Origin of the sequence: Pseudomonas mandelii (assembly GCF_006438925.1) — a bacterium.
GTDB classification, from domain to species: domain Bacteria; phylum Pseudomonadota; class Gammaproteobacteria; order Pseudomonadales; family Pseudomonadaceae; genus Aquipseudomonas; species Aquipseudomonas mandelii_C.
The window spans coordinates 63,005-85,419 of the sequence record NZ_RCZA01000017.1 but is presented as its reverse complement, the minus strand read 5'-3'; the positions used below and the strand labels follow the sequence as shown (position 1 = coordinate 85,419).

The 22,415-nt window shown below is 59.1% G+C and carries 18 protein-coding genes and 2 pseudogenes; 11 read left to right on the top strand and 9 right to left on the bottom strand.

The annotated features are described in order from the left end of the window. Positions 1-20 precede the first annotated feature (20 nt). The 7 genes and pseudogenes from EAH74_RS29860 to EAH74_RS29830 all read left to right on the top strand — a co-directional run bounded on the left by EAH74_RS29860 (position 21) and on the right by EAH74_RS29830 (position 8,026). Positions 21-2,090, top strand: coding sequence for a type VI secretion system tip protein VgrG (locus tag EAH74_RS29860; protein ID WP_140683732.1), 2,070 nt, complete (start codon positions 21-23; stop codon positions 2,088-2,090). Continuing rightward, positions 2,087-2,941, top strand: coding sequence for a DUF4123 domain-containing protein (locus EAH74_RS29855; protein ID WP_170206648.1), 855 nt, complete (start codon positions 2,087-2,089; stop codon positions 2,939-2,941). The genes EAH74_RS29860 and EAH74_RS29855 overlap by 4 nt, the downstream gene beginning before the upstream one ends. Then, positions 2,938-3,720 carry a hypothetical protein gene (locus tag EAH74_RS29850; RefSeq protein ID WP_140683731.1) on the top strand — a complete coding sequence of 261 codons (783 nt, stop codon included), beginning with the start codon at positions 2,938-2,940 and terminating at the stop codon, positions 3,718-3,720. The genes EAH74_RS29855 and EAH74_RS29850 overlap by 4 nt, the downstream gene beginning before the upstream one ends. Before the next feature lie 4 nt (positions 3,721-3,724). Beyond that, positions 3,725-4,519 (top strand): hypothetical protein, encoded by a 795-nt coding sequence (locus EAH74_RS29845; RefSeq protein ID WP_140683729.1) that lies wholly within the window; start codon positions 3,725-3,727, stop codon positions 4,517-4,519. A 12-nt stretch (positions 4,520-4,531) separates the two neighbouring features. Continuing rightward, positions 4,532-6,718 (top strand): lipase family protein, encoded by a 2,187-nt coding sequence (locus tag EAH74_RS29840; RefSeq protein WP_140683727.1) that lies wholly within the window; start codon positions 4,532-4,534, stop codon positions 6,716-6,718. A gap of 52 nt (positions 6,719-6,770) precedes the next feature. After that, a pseudogene (locus EAH74_RS29835) lies at positions 6,771-6,941 on the top strand (DUF6124 family protein); the annotation flags it as partial. Between the two features lie 164 nt (positions 6,942-7,105). After that, a complete protein-coding gene (locus tag EAH74_RS29830; protein ID WP_140683724.1) occupies positions 7,106-8,026 on the top strand; it encodes a LysR substrate-binding domain-containing protein in 921 nt (306 codons plus the stop codon). Here the strand turns inward: EAH74_RS29830 and EAH74_RS29825 are convergent. The 4 genes from EAH74_RS29825 to EAH74_RS29810 form a co-directional block, all read right to left on the bottom strand. After that, positions 7,947-8,543: a DinB family protein gene (locus EAH74_RS29825; RefSeq protein ID WP_123366452.1), complete on the bottom strand. Its 597-nt coding sequence runs from the start codon at positions 8,541-8,543 to the stop codon at positions 7,947-7,949. The genes EAH74_RS29830 and EAH74_RS29825 overlap by 80 nt on opposite strands. Before the next feature lie 236 nt (positions 8,544-8,779). Then, positions 8,780-9,895, bottom strand: a complete 1,116-nt coding sequence (locus EAH74_RS29820) for an NAD(P)/FAD-dependent oxidoreductase (protein ID WP_140683722.1) — start codon at positions 9,893-9,895, stop codon at positions 8,780-8,782. A gap of 16 nt (positions 9,896-9,911) precedes the next feature. Beyond that, positions 9,912-11,225 (bottom strand): MFS transporter, encoded by a 1,314-nt coding sequence (locus tag EAH74_RS29815; RefSeq protein WP_140683720.1) that lies wholly within the window; start codon positions 11,223-11,225, stop codon positions 9,912-9,914. A gap of 281 nt (positions 11,226-11,506) precedes the next feature. Continuing rightward, a complete protein-coding gene (locus EAH74_RS29810; protein ID WP_140683718.1) occupies positions 11,507-12,295 on the bottom strand; it encodes an SDR family oxidoreductase in 789 nt (262 codons plus the stop codon). 382 nt (positions 12,296-12,677) lie between these two features. On the opposite strand from EAH74_RS29810, the gene EAH74_RS29805 reads away from it, so the two are divergent. The 3 genes and pseudogenes from EAH74_RS29805 to EAH74_RS29795 all read left to right on the top strand — a co-directional run. Continuing rightward, the gene (locus EAH74_RS29805) at positions 12,678-13,844 is read left to right on the top strand and encodes an iron-containing alcohol dehydrogenase (RefSeq protein WP_140683716.1); all 1,167 of its coding nucleotides are present in this window, start codon (positions 12,678-12,680) and stop codon (positions 13,842-13,844) included. Between the two features lie 13 nt (positions 13,845-13,857). Continuing rightward, the gene (locus EAH74_RS29800) at positions 13,858-14,172 is read left to right on the top strand and encodes an NIPSNAP family protein (RefSeq protein WP_046055817.1); all 315 of its coding nucleotides are present in this window, start codon (positions 13,858-13,860) and stop codon (positions 14,170-14,172) included. 125 nt (positions 14,173-14,297) lie between these two features. Next, positions 14,298-14,528: pseudogene (locus EAH74_RS29795) on the top strand (cyclase family protein); the annotation flags it as partial. 22 nt (positions 14,529-14,550) lie between these two features. Here EAH74_RS29795 and EAH74_RS29790 read toward each other — a convergent pair. The 5 genes from EAH74_RS29790 to EAH74_RS29760 all read right to left on the bottom strand — a co-directional run bounded on the left by EAH74_RS29790 (position 14,551) and on the right by EAH74_RS29760 (position 21,028). Then, positions 14,551-15,480, bottom strand: coding sequence for a LysR family transcriptional regulator (locus tag EAH74_RS29790; RefSeq protein WP_140683714.1), 930 nt, complete (start codon positions 15,478-15,480; stop codon positions 14,551-14,553). Positions 15,481-15,707: 227 nt separating this feature from the next. Further along, positions 15,708-16,646, bottom strand: coding sequence for a cyclase family protein (locus tag EAH74_RS29785; RefSeq protein ID WP_140683712.1), 939 nt, complete (start codon positions 16,644-16,646; stop codon positions 15,708-15,710). Positions 16,647-16,809: 163 nt separating this feature from the next. Continuing rightward, on the bottom strand, positions 16,810-17,178 hold the full coding sequence (locus EAH74_RS29780) for a DUF6124 family protein (protein ID WP_140683711.1): 369 nt from the start codon (positions 17,176-17,178) through the stop codon (positions 16,810-16,812). A 1,333-nt stretch (positions 17,179-18,511) separates the two neighbouring features. Then, the gene (locus EAH74_RS29765) at positions 18,512-19,852 is read right to left on the bottom strand and encodes a PQQ-dependent sugar dehydrogenase (protein ID WP_140683707.1); all 1,341 of its coding nucleotides are present in this window, start codon (positions 19,850-19,852) and stop codon (positions 18,512-18,514) included. Between the two features lie 252 nt (positions 19,853-20,104). Then, positions 20,105-21,028, bottom strand: a complete 924-nt coding sequence (locus tag EAH74_RS29760) for a LysR family transcriptional regulator (protein ID WP_059406013.1) — start codon at positions 21,026-21,028, stop codon at positions 20,105-20,107. Positions 21,029-21,203: 175 nt separating this feature from the next. Here EAH74_RS29760 and EAH74_RS29755 point away from each other — a divergent pair, with 175 nt between their 5' ends. Further along, complete coding sequence (locus EAH74_RS29755; protein ID WP_140683705.1) at positions 21,204-22,343, top strand: iron-containing alcohol dehydrogenase; 1,140 nt, start codon at positions 21,204-21,206, stop codon at positions 22,341-22,343. The last annotated feature ends 72 nt before the right edge of the window (positions 22,344-22,415 follow it).

The window sequence follows — 22,415 nt, the reverse complement described above, 5'->3', positions numbered from 1 at the left end:
CACAGGACAAGGAATCATGGATGTTCGACGCTAACCCTCATTCCCGTTTCAGCCTCACGATCAAAGACTTTGAACATGACCTTCAGGTGCTCACGTTCACCGGCAAGGAGTTCATCAGCCAGCCTTACGCCTTTGAGATCGAACTGGTCGGCGACAGGCAGGACCTGAACCAGGACAGCTTGTTGAACAAACAAGCCTTCCTCGCCTTCAACGACGCTGGCAACGGCATTCATGGGCAGATTCATTGCGTGGGCAAAGGCAGCCTCGGTAATCGCCTGACCCGTTATACCGTGACTCTGGTGCCTCGATTGGCGTATCTCGACCACCGCACCAATCGCCGTATTTTTCAGCAAATGACCGTCCCGCAAATCATTGCGCAGATACTGGAAGGCCACGGCATCAATCGTGATTTTCACCAGTTTCAGGTGGGCAGCGTTTATCCGGATCGTGAGTATTGCGTTCAGTACGGCGAGTCAGATCGCCAGTTCATAGAACGCCTATGCCAAGAAGAAGGCCTGCACTATCACTTCCAGCACAGCCGCGAAAAACATGTGTTGGTGTTTGGCGACGACCAGACCGTTTTTCCCAGGCTCGACCGTCCAACGCGCTATAAGCATGACAATGGCATGGTCGCCGAAACACCTGTGATCAACCACTTTGACGTGCAAGTGAAAGCCGGTACCAGCCGCACCACTCGCCGCGATTATGACTTCAACAAAGCGCGTATCTTGCTGGAGGCCGAGAGCAGGTCTGATATTTCCAGGACTCAGCCGGATCTGGAGGATTACCAGTACCCCGGCCGTTTTTCCCAGCGCGATCGCGGCAAGCTGTTGAGTCGACGCGCACTTGAGCGTCACCGCGCCGAGTGCCGTGTGGCGCGGGGTAAAAGCGATCAACCAGCGCTGCTCTCCGGGCACTTCCTGCCACTGTCCGAACATCCGGATGAAGAATGGAACGACCTGTGGTTGCTGACCGAAATCGAGCATGAAGGGGCGCAACCGCAGGTCCTGCAACAGTACGCGGCCTACACCGGCACCGGCGATAAAAACGGCTTTCAGGGTTATCGCAACCAATTCCTCGCCACGCCTTGGGATGTGATCTACCGCTCGCCGCTGACCCATGACAAACCACGCATCGCCGGCAATCAGAGCGCAGTGGTCACCGGCCCGAAAGGCGAGGAAATCCACTGCGACGACTATGGTCGGGTCAAGGTGCAGTTCTTCTGGGATCGCGAAGGCTGTCACGACGATAAAAGCAGTTGTTGGCTGCGGGTCTCCTCCCTACTGGCCGGTAATTCCTTTGGCGGCGTCGCCGTGCCGAGAGTCGGCATGGAGGTCCAGGTCAGTTTTCAGGAAGGCGACCCCGATCATCCCGAAATCATTGGATGCCTCGCCAACAGCGCCAACCCGGTGCCCTACGAATTACCTGCAAATAAAACCCGTAGCGTATTCCGCTCCCGCAGTTCGCCGGACAGCACGGGGTTCAACGAACTGCACGTTGAAGACCGTGCCGGCCAGGAGTTGATTTACCTGCGCGCCCAGCGGGACATGGAACAAAGAATAGAAAACGACAGCCGTCTGGAAGTCGGCAACGAGCTGCGCACAACCGTCAAGGGCGACAGCTTTACCGTGCTGCAAGCCACGGAGCATCGAACCACGACCGGTGATCGGCACATACAGCTCAAGGCCAACGATTACCTGCAAGTTGCTGGCAACAGCCACACCCACGTTGATCAAACGCTTGCTCTTAGCGCCAGCCGGGTAGTTGTTATTGAAGCCGACCTAATCATTCTGAAGGCCGGGACCAGGTTCTCGATCGAAGCCGGTGGTGAACATTTACAGGTAGGCGGCGGCGGAATATTCGGCAGCAGCGAACTCCAGATCGGTGGTACTCCAATGCGAGTGCCAGCCGTTTCAGTCGCTGCGCCTCGGTCAGTTGACGGCTTGTCTGTTCCACCTGAACTGCCGCCTATGCTCGCGTCGTCCCAGCCCGCACTGATGGCGGCAAGCAACGCGCTGGCGGCGGACTTTTGCCCGATCTGCGAAGCCTGCCGTGATGGCGTCTGCCTGACGGAAGGAGCGGCCGCATGATCAACGCACTCCCCCGCCAATGGATGAACGAACAACGCCGCTCGGGCCATGAGTTGTGCCTGGTGCTGGACTCGCAGAACGAACGCGAAACCCGTCAGCTGCTGTTGAAGTCCAGCGGACATGACCAGTACTTGCGCGTCTACAACGGCACCAGCATCGCGAATCTGTCCGATGCCGGTCCATTCATCTTCATATTGGATCCGTCCGGCGACAGACGCCTCGATGACCTACTGAATCATCCCGAACGCAACTGGGGCTGGCTCGCGAGCGCGGAAAAAGGTGCCTTGCACCAACTGGTCAGTCACTGGCAAGACCGGTTGATTGTCGGGACGCGTCCCTATCAGGCGCTGTACCGCTTTCACGACAACCGGGTGTTGAGTCGCGCGCTGCAACATTTGCCGGTCGAAGCGTATCCGGCCTTCCTCGGGCCGGCGATCAGCGTGTGTTACTGGGACGGCACAGCCTGGAAAACAACTCTTAACCCCGCCCCCGGTACGTATCCGGTGCCGGACAACCCCCTCTGGTTGCGCACGCCCCTGCCTCAACCGCAGGCCTCGGAAATTCGCCGGCTCAACGCCCACCGTTACTTGTTGGCCGAGCACGTGGAGGCCTACGCCAACCTCGCCGAAGTGCATGACCCTGACGTGTGGTTGCGTGAGCGCTTGGCCCTGGCGGAAGCATGGGGCTGGTTGGAGCCGCAGCAGTTGGAATTTCTATTGATTCAGAGTTTGCAGGCGCCAGGTTTTACGTTGTCACCGCAGTGGGAGGTGCGAGGTGATGAGAGTCCGGTGGAGCACTTTGAACGAGTGCGGCAGTTGGTGGGTTTTTGGCAGGGGGATGCGCCGATATGAAACGGATAGCAGGCATTGCAGGTGTGGGTTGTCGTCTTGCGTTGGTCACGGGTTGCTCTACTGGGCAGCCTAGTACATTCACCTTCACCGCCGATTTACCGCCCGATTTTGCCTATAAGGCCATCGCCGAGTATGTACCCGCCAAAGGTGAAACCTGCACCGTGCCGGGGGGAAGAAATACTGCAGTCGGATACAACATGAAGTGGCGTGAAAGTTACACGCCGAATTCTAAAGTTGCCATGTATCGGACAGTCAATGGGTGTCCGCTGGTGATCAGGCGCATCAACCTGGAAATCAACTCTTCGTATTGGACACATCGGGGGGATTTCGGTGGGGACAGCGCAATGGTCGTCGTCCGCGAGGACTTGGAGGAACAATACAAAGGCACGTTCAGTGAGTCTGGTGAAAGCACTTTTTATGGTCAGTGCCAGTGGCTATTTCGTACTTCGGGTGCCCAGCGACGCATCGTCAAAATCCTAGATTGCAAAGAAACCAACGCTCGAGGCGAGCTGGAGCGTGGCCACCCAGTTTCGGGGTATAGCCTCGATCAGCTACCGGGTAAGACCGTGAAGATGAAGATTACGTTGGCTGGCGAGGAAAGGCCTTATATGGATGATACCTGGGTAAAAGTTCCCAAAGGCTGGAAGCGCTGCATGGGAGACAACTTTGAAGATCAATACGCCTTTTGCTTCGGCAACTTCAAAGACTTCAGCAGTTTCCGGATGCCGGATGGGCGCATCTGCACTATTTACCCCGGTTGCACGGAACAAGGATCTTAATCAAATGCCAATTTTGTCTTCGCAGTTGAAGTTGCTGCTGAAATTTTCTGCTTTGAGTTGCTGCATCGCACTAACCACTGGCTGCGCAAAGAACAAGCCAGACACATTCACTTTCACCGCCGACTTACCGCCCAACTTTGCCTATCAGGCAGTCGCCGAGTACGTGCCCGCCAAGGGTGAAACCTGCACCGTGCCGGGGGGAAGAGATATGGAAGTTGGGTACAACATGAAATGGCGTGAAAGTTACGCGCCGGACTCTGAAATCGCGATGTACAGGACAGTCAGTGGCTGCCCGTTGGTGATCTGGAAAATTGATCTGGAAATCAATTCGTCTTATGGCAAAACACGACGGGATTTTAGCGGAGATGGCGCCGCAGTAGTCATTCGCGACGAGGTGGAAGACCAGTACAGAAGTACTTTCAATGAAGCGGGCGAAAGTACCTTTTACGGTCAATGTCAGTGGCTGTTTCGCACTTCAGGCAAGCCTCGCATCCTTAGAAAAATCCTTGACTGCAAAGCAGCTGATGCACAGGGCAAGCTGGATCGGGGCCATCCATTTTCGGCTTACACCCTTGACCAACTGCCGGGTAAAACCGTGAAGATGACGATCAAATTGGCGGATGAGGAAAAACCCGGCTGGGGAGACACATGGGTCAAGGTGCCCGGTGGCTGGAAGCGTTGCATGGGCAAAGGTTTCGAGGATCAAGACGCATTTTGCTTCGGTAACCACACCGATTTCAGCACCTTCCAAATGGTGGATGGGCGCATCTGCACTATTTACCCCGGTTGCACGGAATAAGGAAATATTGACATGACGTCATTAGAAAAGGATTTGGCATCAAGTTTGAGCAGTCGCGTGCTCGCCTGCCCTGTACAAGGTAAATGGACCGGTTTTCAGTTGGTCGACGAGTTCGGCTCTGGCGAACCGTATGCCGGGTTGGCCTATACCGCGATTGACTCGGAAGGCCAGAGATATAGTGGCCATCTCGATATTGCGGGTGCAGGTACAATCACCAACCACTTTGCGGGGCCTGTTACGTTAGTTCTCGAGCAGAAATACGAAGGACAGGAAACGGTATATGTGCGAGCTAAAGAACGTCCGCACTATCCTCTCGAAATTACCGAACTCCAAGTTCGCGCCGAGCAAACCCGCTACCTGAATAAAAATTCAACCCGCACCAAAGAAAACCCCGCACAAGCCTGCGCCGACGCATTCTTTCAGGTAGAAGTGCGTAATCTGGTTAAACATGTCACGCATTTACCTCCCGAAGTTTATCGCCATTACCCCCACAGCACGGGGACGGCGAAAATCATGGGCAAGCATCGCAAGCTAGGCGTTGCCCTGATGCCACAAAAACACACAGTCCTGGAAGTGCGCCCTTTGCGGGCCTTACGCCCTATGCTGTCTACGGGTCTCGAGTTCTGTGCCCTGAATCTCTATCAACTCGCATTGATGGCTACATTGAGCTATTGCCCCTTTGGCATGAAACCGGAAAAAAACCCCATTGAAGAAGCGCCTGTAAGTTTTCCATTGCAACCCAGCATAGGAAACTGGTTCGGCGATGCACTGGCAAAGTCGGATGAGCTATGGCGTGTCGATGCGGCGCAAACCAAAGCTTTCTACCCGCTGTATGAAGATGTGCCGTACTCCAAACATCTGGAAATAGTGCCATTCGATCCAGATCTTTATGCCGTCAACAAACCTGGTCTGAAAGATGATCAGGAAAATCCTGCGAAAATTCACTTTCTCGATGACAGAAAGCAAGGGGCGAAAGCGACTGATACCCAAGCATTCATCACCCACAACGACGAACTGATCCTGATTGCCGTGCGTGGCACATCCGAACTATTGGCGGATGGCTTGCGCGATGCCGATGCCTCTCAAGTGCCTTTTGAAGATACGGAAAGCAAAGTACATCGTGGCTTCTACGAGTCTGCGCAAAAAGCTCACGACTTCGTCGTAAATTATCTGGATAGATTCTACGCCGGGCAGAAACTGCTGATTTGTGGCCATAGCCTGGGTGGCGCAGTGGCACTGTTACTCTCTGAGATGCTCCGTCGCAGTCCTGAAAGCTACTCCATCCAGCTCTACACCTACGGCGCCCCCCGCGCGGGCGACGCCAACTTCGTCGCAGGCGCGAAGGACCTGGTGCATCACCGCATCGTCAACCACAACGACCCGGTGCCGAGCGTGCCCGGTAGCTGGATGGACACCAAGCCCGGTCTGTTCGGGGCAGGTTTGGCGTTGACATTTGTCAACGTGCCAGCCGGATTGTCGGTGTTTTTTGCGGGCATCACTAACTGGACGGGCGAGCCATACGATCACCATGGCTCGTTGCGGCACTTCATGCCGGTGGAGTTTGAGCGTGGGAAAATGTCCGCGATCCTGTGGGACCCTGGCTGCGACACCATCACTCAACATGCGGCGTGCTCCTTGGCGCTTCAGCAGAAAAACGGGTTGCCGAATCGGCCGCCATTGCTGGCGCAGATATTCCAGGCTGGGAATCATTCGATGACCGGCGGGTATATTCCGGCGTGTTGGGCCGTTCTGCTGCGATGGAAGGAAGCGCACGAATCGAAAAGGTCGCGGGTTACAGAACTCGAGTTCAATTCGGTCGCCGGGGCGCTGGCACGAATCACCCGACAGCTCAGTGATGAAGAAGATAATTTGCCGGCGCGTTCGGACGCTTACGCTCGCACCCGAGAGAACAATATCCGCGCGTTGAGACTTGAACGGAGCAAGATCGAAACCACCGTCAACCGACTGAAAAAGATTCGACCTGAGAGGATTAGCGCACAAGCGCTTTACGGATCGCTGTCAGAACAGCCCGAGGAACTAACGAAAAACGTCGATCGTTGGCTGGCGCATCCTGAGAACAAGGTCAAGGACCCATTGGCCATGGCGCCGGTGGACCCGGATCGGGACGCGCTGATGGGTTCGATCTATGGGCAGACCATCGGGGCGCCGTATACGCTGGATATCGATTCGATCTGTTAAACATTCCCTTGTTTAAAAGCCTTCCAGGTTGCTTCGCGAAAGCTACAGCGCCTTGCTAGCCCATGCGTGCGAATCGCTGGCCTCGGCCAATGTCATGACCATGGATCTGGCGGATCATATGGACGGGCCGAGCCGCAACTCCCTGCTGGCCATCGCGCAAATCATCATGCTGGGTGAACTCGCGGTAAACCGGGCGCTGGATCAACTCGACCCGCCGGAGTAACCACCTAACCCCGTGGCGAAGGGGCTTGCCCCCGTCGGCCGGTCCGCGCTCTGGCGCAACAGTCCCATTTCCGGGACTGCTTCGCGACCGAGGGGAGCAAGCTCCCTCGCCACACGTTTGGTGCTTTACTGAAAAGACCCCCGAAATCCTGCGAGTAACCCCGCATGAACCGCAACGACCTGCGCCGCGTCGATATGAACCTGCTGGTGATTTTCGAAACCCTGATGTTCGAAAAGAACCTGACCCGGGCCGGGGAGAAGCTGTTTCTCGGTCAGCCCGCCGTCAGTGCCTCACTGGCCAAGTTGCGCGACCTGTTCGACGACCCGCTGCTGGTGCGTAACGGTCGGGTGCTGGAGCCGACCCAGCGGGCCCTGGCGATTCTCAAGGAGTTGCAGCCGGCGATGGACACCATCTCCGGTGCGGTCAGCCGGGCCAAGGATTTCGACCCGTCCACCAGCCGCGATGTGTTTCGCATCGGCCTGTCCGACGACGCCGAGTTCGGCCTGTTTCCGCCGCTGCTCAAGCAAATACGCGAAGAGGCGCAGAACATTGTGGTGGTGGTGCGGCGGGTGAATTTTCTGCTGATGTCGTCGATGCTCTCCACCGGGGAGATTTCCGTCGGGATCAGCTACACCACGGAGCTGCCGGCCAACGCCAAGCGCAAGAAGTTGCGTGACCTGAGCGTCAAGATCCTGCGCGGCGATAACCGTCCCGGCACCCTGACGCTGGATGAATACTGCGAACGTCCGCACGCGCTGGTGTCGTTTTCCGGGGATTTGACCGGTGCCATCGACAATGACCTTGCGCGCATCGGCCGCTCGCGCCGGGTGGTGCTGGCGGTGCCGCAATTCGCCGGCCTGCGCGCCTTGCTGGCCGGCACCGATATGCTGGCCACGGTGCCGGACTACGCGGCGTGCGCGCTGATCGAAGGCAGCAGCCAGCTGCGGGCCGACGACCCGCCGTTTGACATCGTGCTGTCCGAACTGTCCATGGTCTGGAACGGCGTCAACGATAACGATCCGGCAGAACGTTGGTTGCGCTCGCGAATTTCCCAACACATGTCGGCGCCGCTGCCGGGGCATTGACCGATTGGAAAGCAGCAGGGTCGGTCTCACGCAGGTATACCGGCAGGTCAGTGACCGGAGGCATGACCGGGATCTCGAAATACATCTGGATCACCCAACCGCGGTGATAACTGGCGTGATTGACCACATGCATCAGTATCGCGCCGGCGCTCATGATGCCGCTTTCCCCCGAGACAAAGCTGAACTCGACGGGTTTATCCAGCGAAGCATCGGTCTGCCGTTCGCTCCAGTCGCAGTACCAGTGATCGATGTCCTTTTGCGCCAGGCGCAGCTCGGCGAGGTCGGGATGCAGCAGATCATGTGAAGTTTTAAAGCCGTGCCCTCGGCCTTCGAGGTGGGCCCGCCAGATGCAGTCCACCACGTAGATGTGGTTCAGGGTGCCGATCATGTTCTTGAACACCGATACGCGCTCTTTATTGACCTCACCCGGCGGCAGTGCGGCCAGGCTGTCAAAGAGGCGTTGATTGGCCCAGCGTTTGTAATCGGCAAGCATGCGGGCAGTGCGTACGTTGATCATTGGAGGTCTCCCATTGTGATGGGCGCACTGCAAAGCATAGCCCTCAGGGCGAGCGGCATTGCAAACGCTGATTACCGGTAGCTTCGCGACCTGTGTAGCAGCTGCCGAGCAACGCGAGGCTGCGTTCGGCGGCGAAGCAGTCGTAGTCCGGCGAATGCGGTCTACCTGATGCAACGCGGTCTCAGGTTTTACGACGGCTTCGCCGCCGAACGCAGCCTCGCGTTGCTCGGCAGCTGCTACAAAGAATGCAGAGTCAGATGGTCCACCACCCGATCAGCCAGCGCGAGGCAACTGGTCAAGCCCGGTGACTCGATTCCAAACAGGTTCACCAGCCCCGGCACACCATGCTCGGCCGGACCACTGATGACAAAGTCGGCCGCCGGCTCGGTCGGCCCGGTGATTTTCGGGCGGATGCCGCTGTAGGCCGGTTGCAGGCTGTTATCAGGCAATGCCGGCCAGTAGCGTCGGATCGCCTCGTAGAAGCCATCGGCCCGGCGTGGATCCACACGATAATCGACCTGATCGACCCATTCGACGTCCGGCCCGAAGCGCGCCTGGCCGCCAAGGTCCAGCGTCATGTGCACGCCCAGCCCCGCACTTTCCGGTGCCGGATACACCAGATGCCGGAACGGCGCCCGACCACTGAAACTGAAATAACTGCCCTTGCACAATCGTGCCTCGGGAACGTGCTGCGACGGCAAGCCTTCAATCCGGCTCGCCACCTCAGGCGCAAACAATCCGGCGCAATTGATCAACTCGCGGCAACTCAATGCCATCGGTTGGGCGCCGCCCATTTGCAGATCAAAACCTTGCTCTGTGCAACGGGCCGACGCCAGTGGCGTATGAAAAACCAGCGACGTGCCGCTGGCCTCGGCATCTGCCTGAAGCGCCAACATCAGGGCATGGGAATCGACAATCCCGGTGGACGGCGACCAGAGCGCAGCAACGCAGGACACTGCCGGTTCAAGTTCCCGCGCCTGTCCGGCATCAAGCCATTGCAGGTCATCAACGCCATTGCGCCGGCCCTGCGCTAACAACTTCTGCAAGGCTGCGCACTGACCGTCATCGGTGGCCACGATCAGCTTGCCCAGGCGCTGGTAATCAACGCCGCGTTCATCGCAATAGGCGTAAAGGCGTTGCTTGCCCTCCACGCACACTTGCGCCTTGAGGCTGCCGCTCGGGTAGTAAATGCCGGCGTGGATCACTTCCGAGTTGCGCGAACTGATGCCCACGCCGATGCCCTCGCCCGCCTCGACCAGGATCACTTCCCGCCCGCTGCGAGCCAGGGCTCTGGCGACCGCCAGCCCGACCACTCCGGCCCCGACCACCACGCATTCGATATCGACGCTCACCTGCCCTCCGCTCCTTTCACGCCAACCCTCGTTCCCGATAATCGATCAGGCTGGAGAATATCGCCAGCAGCATGGCCATGACCACGAAGAAGATCAGCACCAGGAAATACGACCCGGTGAACTGCACGATCAGCCCGATCAGAATCGGCACGATCACCCCGGCCATGTTCCCGCAGAAGTTCATGGTGCCGGCCAGTACGCCGGTTTTCGAGGTGCCGCCGAGGATCGAGGGAATGCACCAGTACATGCCGCACCACCGAATGAAAAACATCGCCACGCAGAGCAAGCCGATCGCTTTGCTGGCCTCACTCGCATACGCCACCGCCAGCATGCACAGGGCCGCCACAAGCGCCGAACCGCTGAACATGCTGCGCATCACCAGGTTTGGCGAAGCACCGCTGGACTTCCATTTATCCCCCAGATAACCGCCGACCAGCTCGCCGACAAAACCGCACATGAAGATCAGGAACGTCGCCCCGCCCATGCTCGAAATGTTCAGGCCGTGGGTCTGGTGCAGGTAGCTCGGCATCCAGGTCAGCAGCCCGTAGAACACGCTGAGAATGCAGCAATAACCGGCGAACATCGCCAGCACCGAACGATCCTTGAGCAGCTCCTTGAGAGCAATGCTGGTGACCGCTCCGGGTTGGCTGACTTTGATATTGCCCTCGGTGATGTGCGCCAGTTCTGCGGCGTTGACGCCGGGGTGTTCGCCGGGATGGTTGCGGATGTATTTCCAGGCCAGCACGCCGGCAAGCATGGTGCCGATGCCGGCAATCACGAAGGCGATGCGCCAGGAGTCAAACCAGCCGATCAGGCCGGCAATGATGATCGCGCCGAAGGCACTGCCCAGCGGTGCGCCACCGTCGACCAGCACTGCGCCGCGCCCACGTTCGTTAGGCGTCAGCCAGGCGCCGTTGAGCTTGGCCCCGGCCGGCATGATAGGCGACTCGGCAATGCCCAGGCCCATGCGGGTGATCAGCAGCGTGATCCAGTTGTGCGCGCCGGCAGCCAGGGCCTGAAAGGCGCCCCAGGCGACGGTCGCGATGACGATCACACGGCGGGTCTGGAAACGATCCAGCAGCATGCCGCCGGGAATCTGCATCAACGCGTAGGACCAGAAAAACGCACTGAGCATCAAGCCTTCCAGCGCCGGCGGGATCTGGAACTCACTGGAAATCAGCGGCAAGGCCACCGACAGCGAGGCGCGGTCGATGTAGTTGATCGCGGTCAGCAGCAACATGATGAGGAAGATCCGCCAGCGCACGCTGGTCGGGCGCTCGGTTGCAGACGCGGCGGTCAGCCGCAGGGTTTCGGCACTCGGATTGTTCATGAGGGGCGCTCTTATTGTTGTGGAGACAAGCGGCCCAATGCCTGTCAGTCAAGGTTCTGAACACCGCAATCCCTGTGGGAGCGAGCCTGCTCGCGATAGCGGTGCATCATTCAACAGGGATGTTGGCTGACAGTCCGCTTTCGCGAGCAGGCTCGCTCCCACAGGTTCTGCGTCTTGACTGACTGGCATCAGGCACGCGGCCCCACTCTAATCACGCACCCGACAGCTGAATAATGAGGGGATCTGATGGGGGGATCACCAATCGTCATCCCCCCATTCGATCAGAACGTACCGGGGTAACTGCCGCCGTCCAGCAACAGGTTTTGCCCGGTGAGGAAACCGGCGTGGGCGCTGCAGATGAACGCGCAGTAGGCGCCGAACTCGTCGGGCTGGCCGAAACGCTGGGCCGGCACGTGCTGGCGCCGCTGCTCGCTGATGCTCTCAACCGTGGTGCTGTTGGCTTCGGCGGCGGCACTGAGGGTTTTGTGCAAGCGCTCGGTCTCGAACGGACCTGGCAGCAGATTGTTGATGGTCACGTTTTTGCCGGCCAGCCGCGACTGACGCGCGAGCCCGGCGATGAAACCGGTCAGCCCGCTACGGGCGCCGTTGGACAGGCCCAGCACATCGATCGGTGCCTTCACCGCCCCAGACGTGATGTTGACGATGCGCCCGAACCCACGCTCGGCCATGCCATCGACGCAGGCCTTGATCAGCTCGATGGGCGTGAGCATGTTGGCGTCCAGCGCCTTCAACCAGTCTTCACGCTGCCAGTCACGGAAGTCACCCGGCGGCGGACCGCCAGCGTTATTGACCAGGATGTCCACCTGCGGACACGCCGCCAACACCTGCTCGCGCACCGCAGGCGTGCTGATATCCCCGGCCACCGTGCGCACTTCAATGCTCGGTGCCAGTTGGCGCAACTGGTCGGCGGCAGCCTGCAGCGTTTCATCGCCGCGAGCGTTGATCACCAGATTGACGCCCTCCTTCGCCAAGGCACGCGCGCAGGCCAGACCCAAGCCCTTGCTGGCGGCGCAGACGATGGCCCAGCGACCCGAAATAGCCAAATCCATGATGGTGCTCCTGTTGGTTGTGAGTTGAGGAAGACATGCGTTTAGGGTGGGGACGTGGTGTTTTGGGACTTTTCACCTGGCTTCAGAACCATCCCTCACCCTAGCCCTCTCCCGGGGGGAGAGGGAACTGACCGAGGTGTTTGCTCGGAATACGGCGACCTGAGAAATCGAGTCGAACTCAGGCTTCGAAAGCGACAGAGATCGGCTCCCTTTCCCCCTCTCCCCCGTGGGGAGAGGGCTGGGGTGAGGGGCTGGATCTTGAAGCCAACACATCCCGATCGGCAAGTGATGACAAACGGTGATCCCCAGATCAGACCTTTTCATTATCAGCCGCCTCCCACGCTAATTACTGTCTCCAGACCAATAAGAACCGGAGACACCCATGAACCCGTTTCAGTTTTATTTCCCCACAACCCTGAAAAGCGGTAACGGCCTGGTACGTCAGGCCGGTGCGCTGCTCAAGCCGCATGTTCGAAAAAAACTGCTGGTGGTCACCGACGAAGGGCTGATGGCGTCGGGCGTGATGGAAGGTTTTTTCACCTCGCTGGCTGACAGTGACATTCATTACGAAGTGTTCTCCGGCGTAGAACCCAACCCCACCACCGACGTGCTGGAGCGCGCCGTGGAGTTCCTGAAAAACCACGACTGCGACTCGGTGATCGGCGTCGGTGGCGGCAGCAGCATCGACACGGCCAAGGGTGTGGCGGCCATGGCCACCAACCCTGGCAACATCCTCGACTACGAAGGCTACGACAAGCTGCTGCACCCTCCTCTGCCGATCTTTGCCATTGCGACCACCTCCGGCACCGGCAGCGAATGCACAGCCTCCACGGTCTTCACCAACACCAAAACCCTGTTCAAGACCGTGATCATCAGCCCGGCGCTGTTTCCGAAACTGGCGATTCTCGACGCCGAACTGACGCTCAAACTGCCGCCGTCGATCACTGCTTCCACGGGCATGGACGCCTTGACCCACGCCATCGAATCCTACGTATCCAAGCAGGCCAACCCGGTCAGCCAGGCCCTGGCGCTGCAAGCGATCAAGATGATCTGCACCCACCTGCCGAAGGCATTTTTCAGCGGCTCCGACCTGCACGCCCGGGAACAGATGCTGCTCGGTTCGTTCCTCGCCGGCGTCGCGTTCGCTCAATCGAAACTGGGCAACGTGCACGCGATCTCCCACACCTTCGGCGGCGTTTTCAACATTCCCCACGGTATCGCCAACGCGACGCTGCTGCCCTACGTCATCGAATACAACCTGGCGGCCTGCCCGGAGCTGTTTCGTGAAATCGCCATGGCCATGGGCGAGAACGTCGATGGCCTGAGCGTTGCCCGCGCCGGGCACAAAGTGGTGGAGCACGTGGTGGCGCTGAACAAGGCCATCGGCATTCCCGACAACATCAAGGACCTGGGCGTGGACCTGGACTACATGCCGCAAATGGTCAGCGACTCGATGCGCAGCGGCAACGTGCTGGTCAATCCACGCCTGACCACCGCCGCCGATATCGAACGAATCATCAGCAACGCCTGGCACGGCACTCATTCTTAAAGAGACGACGCCCATGTTTTACGAAATGCGCACCTACACGATTCAAATCGGAAAAATGCAGACCTACCTCAAGCACTTCGAGGAAACCGGTCTGCCGGTGATCTCCCGCTACACCACGCTGGTGGGCTGGTGGTACACCGAAATCGGCGAGCTGAATCAGGTCATCCACATCTGGGCCTACGAGAGCCTCGATGACCGGATCAAGAAACGGGCCGCGCTGTATCAAGACCCGGACTGGCTCGAAGGCTTCGTGCCGAAGGCGTTCCCGATGCTGGAAAAGATGGAATCCAAATTGCTGATCGCAGCGGATTTTTCGCCCATCAAATAATCCCTGACCTGAAGCCATGCACAGAACCTGTGGGAGCGAGCCTGCTCGCGAATAGGGACTGTCAGTCAACATTGATGTGTCTGACACACCGCTTTCGCGAGCAGGCTCGCTCCCACAGGGGAACTGTGCAGGTCTGCCATCCAAAAGGCGAACCGTTATGGCCCGGCCGACGTCCATCGATGCGCGTCAACGTGCTGGACAAGGGCCATTTCCTGGCCGGCAAGACCCACTTCGACGGCCATCTGGAATACGCCGACGACGTGATCTTCATGCACCTGCAAGGCTCGACCCAATACGACGCGCTGGGCCACGTCTGGCACGACAACAAACTGTGGAATGGCTATGACGCCATGAGCGCACCGGTGAATCCGATCGTGATCAAGTAATCAGGTCCTGCTGCAGTTCGTTGATCAGCAAGGTCGCCGCCGGAGAAAGATCGGCGCCGGCCCGGCTGATCACACCGTAAGGCTCGATCAATGCACGCATCGACACCGGCAGCTTCACCAGCAAGTCGAATTGCTCGCAGAACCTGGCCACTTCCACCGGGATCACCGCCAACAAGGCCGGGTCTTGTTGCACCAACAAAATGGTGGCGAAAATCGACGAGGTTTCCAGCGGATAACGCGGAATCCCCAGCCCTGCCTCATTCAGCTCACGTTCCAGGGTCTGACGCATCGGCATGTCTTTGGGATAGACCACCCAGCGGTAGTCGCTCAACTGCGACAGCTGCAAAGACTCGGCACTGGCCAATGGATGGTCCTTGCTGGCGACCACCGCCAAGGGTTCTTCACTCAGTTCGATGCAGTCATAAGCGTCCGAGCGCTGGCCGACGCTGGTGCGACAAATCGCCAGATCCAGCCGTCCCTGATCCAGCAACCCGAGCAACGCGGCGCTGGTGTTTTCCACCAGTTCGACCGACAGCTCGGGCTGCTTCAGGCGCAACTCGGTCAGGGCCCGGGTCAGCAACGGCACCGCGCCCATGATCACCCCCACCGAGAGCCGCCCGCCCTGGCCTTGCATGATGCTGAGCATTTCTTCGCGCAAGTGCTCGACATCGCTGTAGATCAACCGTGCGTAACGAATCATGCAACGGCCCATTTCGTTGGCCACCAGACCTTTGGGCTGGCGTTCGAACAGCGGCATGCCGAGCAACGATTCGACTTCACCCAACGCCTTGGTGGCGCCGGACTGGGAAATCGAAATCTGCTCGGCGGCCTTGTGCAAGGAGCCGCGATCATCCAGCGCGATCAACAACCGCAGTTGTTTGAGGCGCAAGCGTGCAGCGATGTTGCCAAGGGAAGGAACCATGTCCGTGTGTTCTCGAATTCAGGAAAAAAAGGCTCAGGCGAAAAACAGACTTTGTAGCAGCTGGCGAAGCCTGCGTTCGGTTCGGGCCGCGTTCGGACGCAGCAGTCGTAAAATCAATCGACGAGGTGTATCAGAAGGACCGCGTGCTCAGGTTTTACGACTGCTGCGCAGTCGAACGCAGGCTTCGCCAGCTGCTACAGGTGCGTTACGGCTTCGAACGGGGGCTATCAGTGAATAGCGACCGGGTTGATGTTGACCTGGGTCGAGCCCTTGTACAGCGGCTGCCCCAGCACGAACATGAATTCCCACGCCTTGTCTTTCACCAGCGCTCGGCTGTCGATCAACTCAAGGTTGTAGATGCCGTTCTTGGCCAGCATGAATTGGTTGACCGGGAATTCCTGGCCGTCTTTGGCCGGGTAGATTTCCGAAGCCCAGGTGTCACCGCCGAACGCGACGATCTGTTTGTCCACCAGCCACTTGGCCGCTTCCATGCCGATGCCGGGCTCCACGGCGAGGAATTTCTCATTGTCCTTGCCCAGCAATTCCAGCCAACCGGTGTTGAACAGCACCACATCGCCCTTCTGAATACTGATGCCTTGCAGGTCCAGTGCCTTCTGAATGTCGGCGACGCTGAACTCGGTTTTCTCCGGCACGATGGCGCTGCCATAAACGGCGGTCATGTCCAGCACTACGCCGCGAGTGACAATGGGCGGGACCTTTTCGATGCCGAGTTTTTTCACGCCTTCGACGGTGACGAAATCGGCGGCGCGGTTGCCGTTGTAGTAGACGTTGTCGATGCCGATGTGGCCGATGCCGTTGAGCTGGGTGCCGACACCGGTCCAGCCCACCACCAGTTCATCGTTGAAGGTGAATTTGTTCGGCCCCATCGTCGTGCCGCCCGCTTCGCCCGGCTGGATGTTGGTCAGGTGAAAGCTGCGATGACGGAACGCCGGCAACGTCTTGTCGATGGGCACGGCCAAGGGGTAGGTTTTGCCGGTCTTGATCAGTTTCGAGGCGTTGATCACCGACTCGGCGTTCAGCAGGTTCAGCGCGCCGATTTCATCATTGGCGCCGTATTGGGAGGGGTACCATTTTTCAGTGTCTGCGGCCTGGGCGGCGCTGAAGGTGAAGAGCAAGGTGAAGGGCAGTATCAAGCGATTCAGCATGAGGGGGTCCTTTTGGAGTAGCAGTGGACCCAAGGTACGCAGCCCTTCTGTGGGGAAACAGACAGGAATGGGCAATACATTTGTTCTGGATTGTCACGAGTGATGCGAGTGCTGTAGGAGCAAGGCCATCGCGAGCAAGCTTTGCTCCTACAGTGCCTGGCTGCTACCCAGGCTTGTGGTTGTCCAATACCCGATTGACCGCTAACTCACCCAACATGATCATCCGTTGCAGCACCAGCATCGTTTGCCGTCGCGGGCCGTCCGTTACGTCGGCGAGATCGTTGACCATAGCGCTGGCTGATGCCAACGATTCACAGGCCTCGACGAGCAACGTTTCGTCATCCACCGCTGCGTCGATGGTGAAAATGGTGCTGGGTTTGCGGGGCGGTATCTGCGTTTTCGACGCCCCGGGGTTGAGGTAGAAGCTGAGCGCGCGGTCGGCCGCCTCTTTCATTTTCCTGGGGTCAAGATCGAGAAAGGCGTCGTAGGGTAACGGACTGGTATTCGGGGGGTTGGGCGTAACTTTGAACATAGATGAAAACTCCTTGTTGCAAATTTTAAGGAGCCATCACGCTCGCTACCAAACGAGGGTGGCGGCCATGCGCGGATTGGTAGACCGGTGCAACAGGAAAAACCGGCGCTCACTAAGGAGCCCCACGCATGACCACCATATAAAACAGAGTCCCAAAAAAGAGACGTCATAAGGCGTTGCCATACGGCTGTTACAACGGGCTACCAAACCCGATCACTGTTTTGCAGTGACCCGGAAACGATATAGCCCACCCCAAAGCCGCACAAGCCGGCGGATTCTGGCGTACGCGTAGGTAACGACGCAAGGTGTTGTAGCCGCTTATGACGTAACACCGAGTGTCTTTAAACAGTCGTCGTTAAACATGTTTATGCACTGCGCCAGATCCGACGCCATCGCGAGCAGGCTCACTCCCACAGGGCCCGGTGTCGGCCACAAATCTCGCGAACAACACAAAACCAATGTGGGAGCGAGCCTGCTCGCGAAAGCGGTATATCAGGCGACAGTGTTGTTGACTGGGCCACCGCCTTCGCGAGCAGGCTCGCTCCCACAGGGTCCGGTGTCGGCCACAAATCTCGCGAACAACATAAAACCAATGTGGGAGCGAGCCTGCTCGCGAAAGCGGTGTATCAGGCGACAGTATTTTTTGACTGTGCCACCGCCATCGCGAGCAGGCTCACTCCCACAGGGCCCGGTGTCGGCCACAAATCTCGCGAACAACATAGAACCAATGTGGGAGCGAGCCTGCTCGCGAAAGCGGTGTGTCAGGCGACAGTGTTTTTGACTGGGCCACCGCCATCGCGAGCAAGCTCGCTCCCACAGGGTCCGGTGTCGGCCACAAATCTTGCGAACAACATAAAACCAATGTGGGAGCGAGCCTGCTCGCGAAAGCGGTGTGTCAGGCGACAGTGTTTTTGACTGGGCCACCGCCATCGCGAGCAAGCTCGCTCCCACAGGGTCCGGTGTCGGCCACAAATCTTGCGAACAACATAGAACCAATGTGGGAGCGGGCTTGCTCGCGAAAGCGGTGTGTCAGGCGACAGTGATTTTGACGGTGCCACCGCCATCGCGAGCAGGCTCACTCCCACAGGGCCCGGTGTCGGCCACAAATCTCGCGAACAACATAAAACCAATGTGGGAGCGAGCCTGCTCGCGAAAGCGGTGTGTCAGGCGATAGTGTTTTTTGACTGTGCCATCGCCATCGCGAGCAGGCTCGCTCCCACAGGGCCCGGTGTCGGCCACAAATCTCGCGAACAACATAAAACCAATGTGGGAGCGAGCCTGCTCGCGATGACGGTAGCTCATCCAGCATCCATCTAACTGGCCTACCCCATCTCTAGGGTTTGGCGATCGCGATACGCCAAACCTTGTTCCCGACATCATCGGCCACCAACAACGCTCCGCTCTGGTCAAGCGTGACGCCCACCGGACGCCCTTGGGCTTCGCCATCGGCATTGAGAAAACCGGTCAAAAAATCGACCGGCATGCCTGAAGGCTTTCCGTCGGTGAACGGGATGAACACCACCTTATAGCCCGCCTGGGGGTTACGGTTCCAAGAGCCGTGCTCACCGACGAACACGCCATTGGCGAAATTAGCGGGCATGCCTCGGGCATCAGAGAACGTCAGGCCCAAGGGTGCGACGTGCGTGCCCAGCGCGTAGTCCGGCGCGATGGCCTTGGCCACCCTGTCCGGACGCGGCGGGTCTACGCGGATGTCGACGTGAGCACCGTAATAGCTCCACGGCCAGCCGTAGAACGCGCCGTCCTGCACCGACGTCAGGTAATCCGGCACCAGGTCGCTGCCGATTTCGTCGCGTTCATTGACCACAGTCCACAGCTGCGTCGAGCCGGGTTTCCAGGCCAGGCCATTGGGGTTGCGCAGACCACTGGCGAACAGGCGCTTGTCGCCGCTTGTGACGTCAACTTCCCAAATCGCCGCGCGCCCTTCTTCCGCATCAAGGCCGTTCTCGCCGACATTGCTGTTGGAACCTACCGTGACGTAAAGCTTGGAGCCCTCGGGGTTGGCGAGGACATTCTTGGTCCAGTGGTGATTGATGCCTGCGGGCAGGTCGGTGACTTTTATCGGCGTTGCACTCACCTCGGTTTGCCCCGTGCTGTAAGGCACTTTGACCAGGGCGTCGGCATTGGCAATAAACAGTTCATTGCCCACCAATGCCATGCCAAAAGGCGACGTCAGGCCGGACATGAACACCTTCCGGACTTCCGCGTGGCCATCACCGTCGGCATCGCGCAACAAGGTAATGCGATTGGCGCTGGGGGCATCAGCGCCAATACGGCCCATCACAAAACCCATGACTGTGCGTTTTGCCCAGGCGATCGGGCCGGTGCCTCCGTCGGTCGCCCCTTCCGGCATGGGCGGGTGGTTGCTCTCGGCAACCAGGACATCGCCATTGGGCAGCGTATACACCCAGCGCGGGTGATCGAGGTTCTCGGCCAGCGCGGTCACTTTGAAACCGGCAGGTGCCTTGGGCATGTCATTTCCTGCCCAGCCGATTGCTTTGGACACCTTTAACGTAGGGATCAGCGAGGTGGTGGGTTCAGGCAATTGCGGGGCCGGGCCGACGCTGGCCTGAGACGGCAATTTGGAAGACTCACCACACGCGGCGAGCAGTGCGGCAGTGGTCATCAAGAGCGCAAGTCGGTTGGACACATTCATTGTTCTAACCTCGCGACGGCCATCCATGGGCCAATTATTGGGCAGGCAAAAGCCCGGCGAAGTATCGCGGCGTTGATCCGTTTCCAACACTGCGCCTGGCACAAATCAAATTTTCCTAAAACGCACGAATGCGAGCCTGCAAAGCCGGGCACTATCCCAAGGACCTGTAGGAGCTGCCGCAGGCTGCGATCTTTCGATCTTGTTTCTATGTCTCTTTTAACACCGCCAAAAGATCGCAGCCTGCGGCAGCTCCTACAGGGGGTTCAACAATGCCTCACGTAACAGCCTGGCTGCCGGCGAGTCCGGCACGCCTTTGCGCGACACCAGTTCATACGGTTCGCTGCGCGAGGTGATGGGCAGCGGCAGCGTGGTGGTGAAACCGTAGCCGGAGCAGAACTTCGCCACGTCGGTCGATACCAGCGCGACGAGGGTCGGGTTTTCCTGAAGCAGCGACAAGGTGGCAAACGCCGACGTGGTTTCCAGCAGGTGCACCGGGAAACGCAGGTCGGCTTCGTGAAACTCGCGTTCCAGCAGCAAACGCATCGGCATGTTGGCGCGATAGACCACCCAGCGGTAATCCACGAGGTCCTTCAGCGACAGCTGCCGGGCATAGGCGAACGGATGCTGAGTGCTGGCGATCACCGCCAGGGTTTCTTCGACAAAGGTCGAGCTCTCATACAAGTAGGGCGTGGTGCTGATGGTCGTGCGGCAGATCGCAAGGTCGAGGCGCCCGGCGTCAAGCTGGCTGAGCAGTGCGGCGCTGGTGTCTTCGACGATCTCGATGGACAGCTTCGGGTGGTCGGCAATGACCCGGCTGATCGCGGTGGTCAGCAGCGGGACAGCGCCCATGATGGTGCCGACGGACACCCGTCCGCCCTCGCCGCTCATGATGCCGATGATCTCCTCGCGCAGGTGTGCGAGGTCGGTCTGGATCAAGCGTGCGTAACGAATGACCGAGCGTCCGGCATCGTTCGGCTCAAGCCCGCGGTTAGTACGGGTGAACAGCGAGGTGCCGAACGTGGTTTCAATTTCTTGCAGCGCCTTGCTGGCGCCGGGCTGGGTCAGCGCGACCTGCTTGGCCGCGCCCAGCAAGGAGCCGTGTTCATCAAGGGCTATCAACAAGCGCAGCTGCTTGATGTGCAGGCGGGACATGATCGAATTGAGTGAGGGCGTCATCAGGATTAACTAAAAGTTATAGAGGTATCGAAAGTTGTCAGTATCGAGGCTCGCCACGACGGCCCTATAGTCCACCCCACAACCAGGCAATGCAATGGGTTTGACCGAAGAGCGAAAGCCTTCCTGCCGCAGACCGATTGCAACAATAACAATCCTGTATAACTTGTGGTGAATCATGTCCCTCATCAATTACGTCACCAAGATCCAGTTCGGCTACGACAGCCTGCAGCATCTGGCCGCCGAAGCCGAGCGTGCGGGCATTACCCGGCCGCTGATCGTCACCGATATCGGCGTGCGCAATGCCGGCATCGTCGACAAGGTCATCGCGGCCCTCGGCGCCAGCCTTCCCCCTTCGATTTTCGACGCCACCCCGTCCAACCCTAACGAGCACGCCGTACGTGAAGCCGTGGCGCAATACCACCTCGACGAGTGCAACGGCATCATCGCGGTCGGCGGTGGTTCTTCCATCGATCTGGCCAAAGGCGTTGCTGTCTGCGCCACGCACGACGGTCCTCTGCACAGCTTTGCGGTGATCGAAGGCGGGCTGGATCGCATCACCTCTGCCACCGCGCCGCTGATTGCCATTCCCACCACGGCGGGCACCGGCAGTGAAGTCGGCCGAGGCGCCATCCTGATCCTCGACGATGGTCGCAAGGTGGGCGTCATCTCACCTTATGTGGTGCCTCGCGTGGCCATCTGCGACCCCGAACTGACCCTGGGCCTGCCGCCGATGCTGACCGCCGCCACCGGCATGGACGCGATCGCTCATTGCATCGAGACGTTCATGGCGCCGGCCTTCAACCCGGCGGCGGATGGTATCGCCCTCGACGGCCTGTGGCGTGCCTGGGAACACATCGAGCGCGCCACCGCCGAACCCGGTGATCGCGAAGCGCGAATGAACATGATGAGCGCGTCGATGCAGGGCGCACTCGCTTTTCAGAAGGGATTGGGCTGCGTGCACAGCCTGTCCCACGCCTTGGGCGGCATCAATCCGAAGCTGCACCACGGCACCTTGAACGCCATCTTTCTGCCAGCGGTCGTGGACTTCAACGCCAACGCCCCGACCGTTCGCGACGAACGCAAGCTCGAACGCCTGCGACATGCCATGGGCCTTGAGGCCGACGCAAACATCGGTACGGCCATCGAGGACATGACCCGCCGCTTGGGCCTGCCGACCCGCCTGAGCGAAATCGGCGTCGATGAGAGCCTGTTTGCCGGCATCGTTGAAGGCGCATTGCACGATCACAGCCACAAGACCAACCCCCGCGAAGCATCGTCCGCGGACTACCTGTCGATGCTTGCGCAGTCTTTGTAAACCGCCGCTATCCAACAACAATAAATCAGGAGGCAGCCGCAGCGTCGAACGTGATTCGACGCCAGCGGAACA

Bases quoted from the DNA above. Each gene is read 5' to 3' on its own strand.
- EAH74_RS29860 (WP_140683732.1), top strand. From the start codon at position 21: ATGTTCGACGCTAACCCTCATTCCCGTTTCAGCCTCACGATCAAAGAC.
- EAH74_RS29855 (WP_170206648.1), top strand. From the start codon at position 2,087: ATGATCAACGCACTCCCCCGCCAATGGATGAACGAACAACGCCGCTCG.
- EAH74_RS29850 (WP_140683731.1), top strand. From the start codon at position 2,938: ATGAAACGGATAGCAGGCATTGCAGGTGTGGGTTGTCGTCTTGCGTTG.
- EAH74_RS29845 (WP_140683729.1), top strand. From the start codon at position 3,725: ATGCCAATTTTGTCTTCGCAGTTGAAGTTGCTGCTGAAATTTTCTGCT.
- EAH74_RS29840 (WP_140683727.1), top strand. From the start codon at position 4,532: ATGACGTCATTAGAAAAGGATTTGGCATCAAGTTTGAGCAGTCGCGTG.
- EAH74_RS29830 (WP_140683724.1), top strand. From the start codon at position 7,106: ATGAACCGCAACGACCTGCGCCGCGTCGATATGAACCTGCTGGTGATT.
- EAH74_RS29825 (WP_123366452.1), bottom strand. From the start codon at position 8,543: ATGATCAACGTACGCACTGCCCGCATGCTTGCCGATTACAAACGCTGG.
- EAH74_RS29815 (WP_140683720.1), bottom strand. From the start codon at position 11,225: ATGAACAATCCGAGTGCCGAAACCCTGCGGCTGACCGCCGCGTCTGCA.
- EAH74_RS29810 (WP_140683718.1), bottom strand. From the start codon at position 12,295: ATGGATTTGGCTATTTCGGGTCGCTGGGCCATCGTCTGCGCCGCCAGC.
- EAH74_RS29805 (WP_140683716.1), top strand. From the start codon at position 12,678: ATGAACCCGTTTCAGTTTTATTTCCCCACAACCCTGAAAAGCGGTAAC.
- EAH74_RS29800 (WP_046055817.1), top strand. From the start codon at position 13,858: ATGTTTTACGAAATGCGCACCTACACGATTCAAATCGGAAAAATGCAG.
- EAH74_RS29790 (WP_140683714.1), bottom strand. From the start codon at position 15,480: ATGGTTCCTTCCCTTGGCAACATCGCTGCACGCTTGCGCCTCAAACAA.
- EAH74_RS29785 (WP_140683712.1), bottom strand. From the start codon at position 16,646: ATGCTGAATCGCTTGATACTGCCCTTCACCTTGCTCTTCACCTTCAGC.
- EAH74_RS29780 (WP_140683711.1), bottom strand. From the start codon at position 17,178: ATGTTCAAAGTTACGCCCAACCCCCCGAATACCAGTCCGTTACCCTAC.
- EAH74_RS29765 (WP_140683707.1), bottom strand. From the start codon at position 19,852: ATGAATGTGTCCAACCGACTTGCGCTCTTGATGACCACTGCCGCACTG.
- EAH74_RS29760 (WP_059406013.1), bottom strand. From the start codon at position 21,028: ATGACGCCCTCACTCAATTCGATCATGTCCCGCCTGCACATCAAGCAG.
- EAH74_RS29755 (WP_140683705.1), top strand. From the start codon at position 21,204: ATGTCCCTCATCAATTACGTCACCAAGATCCAGTTCGGCTACGACAGC.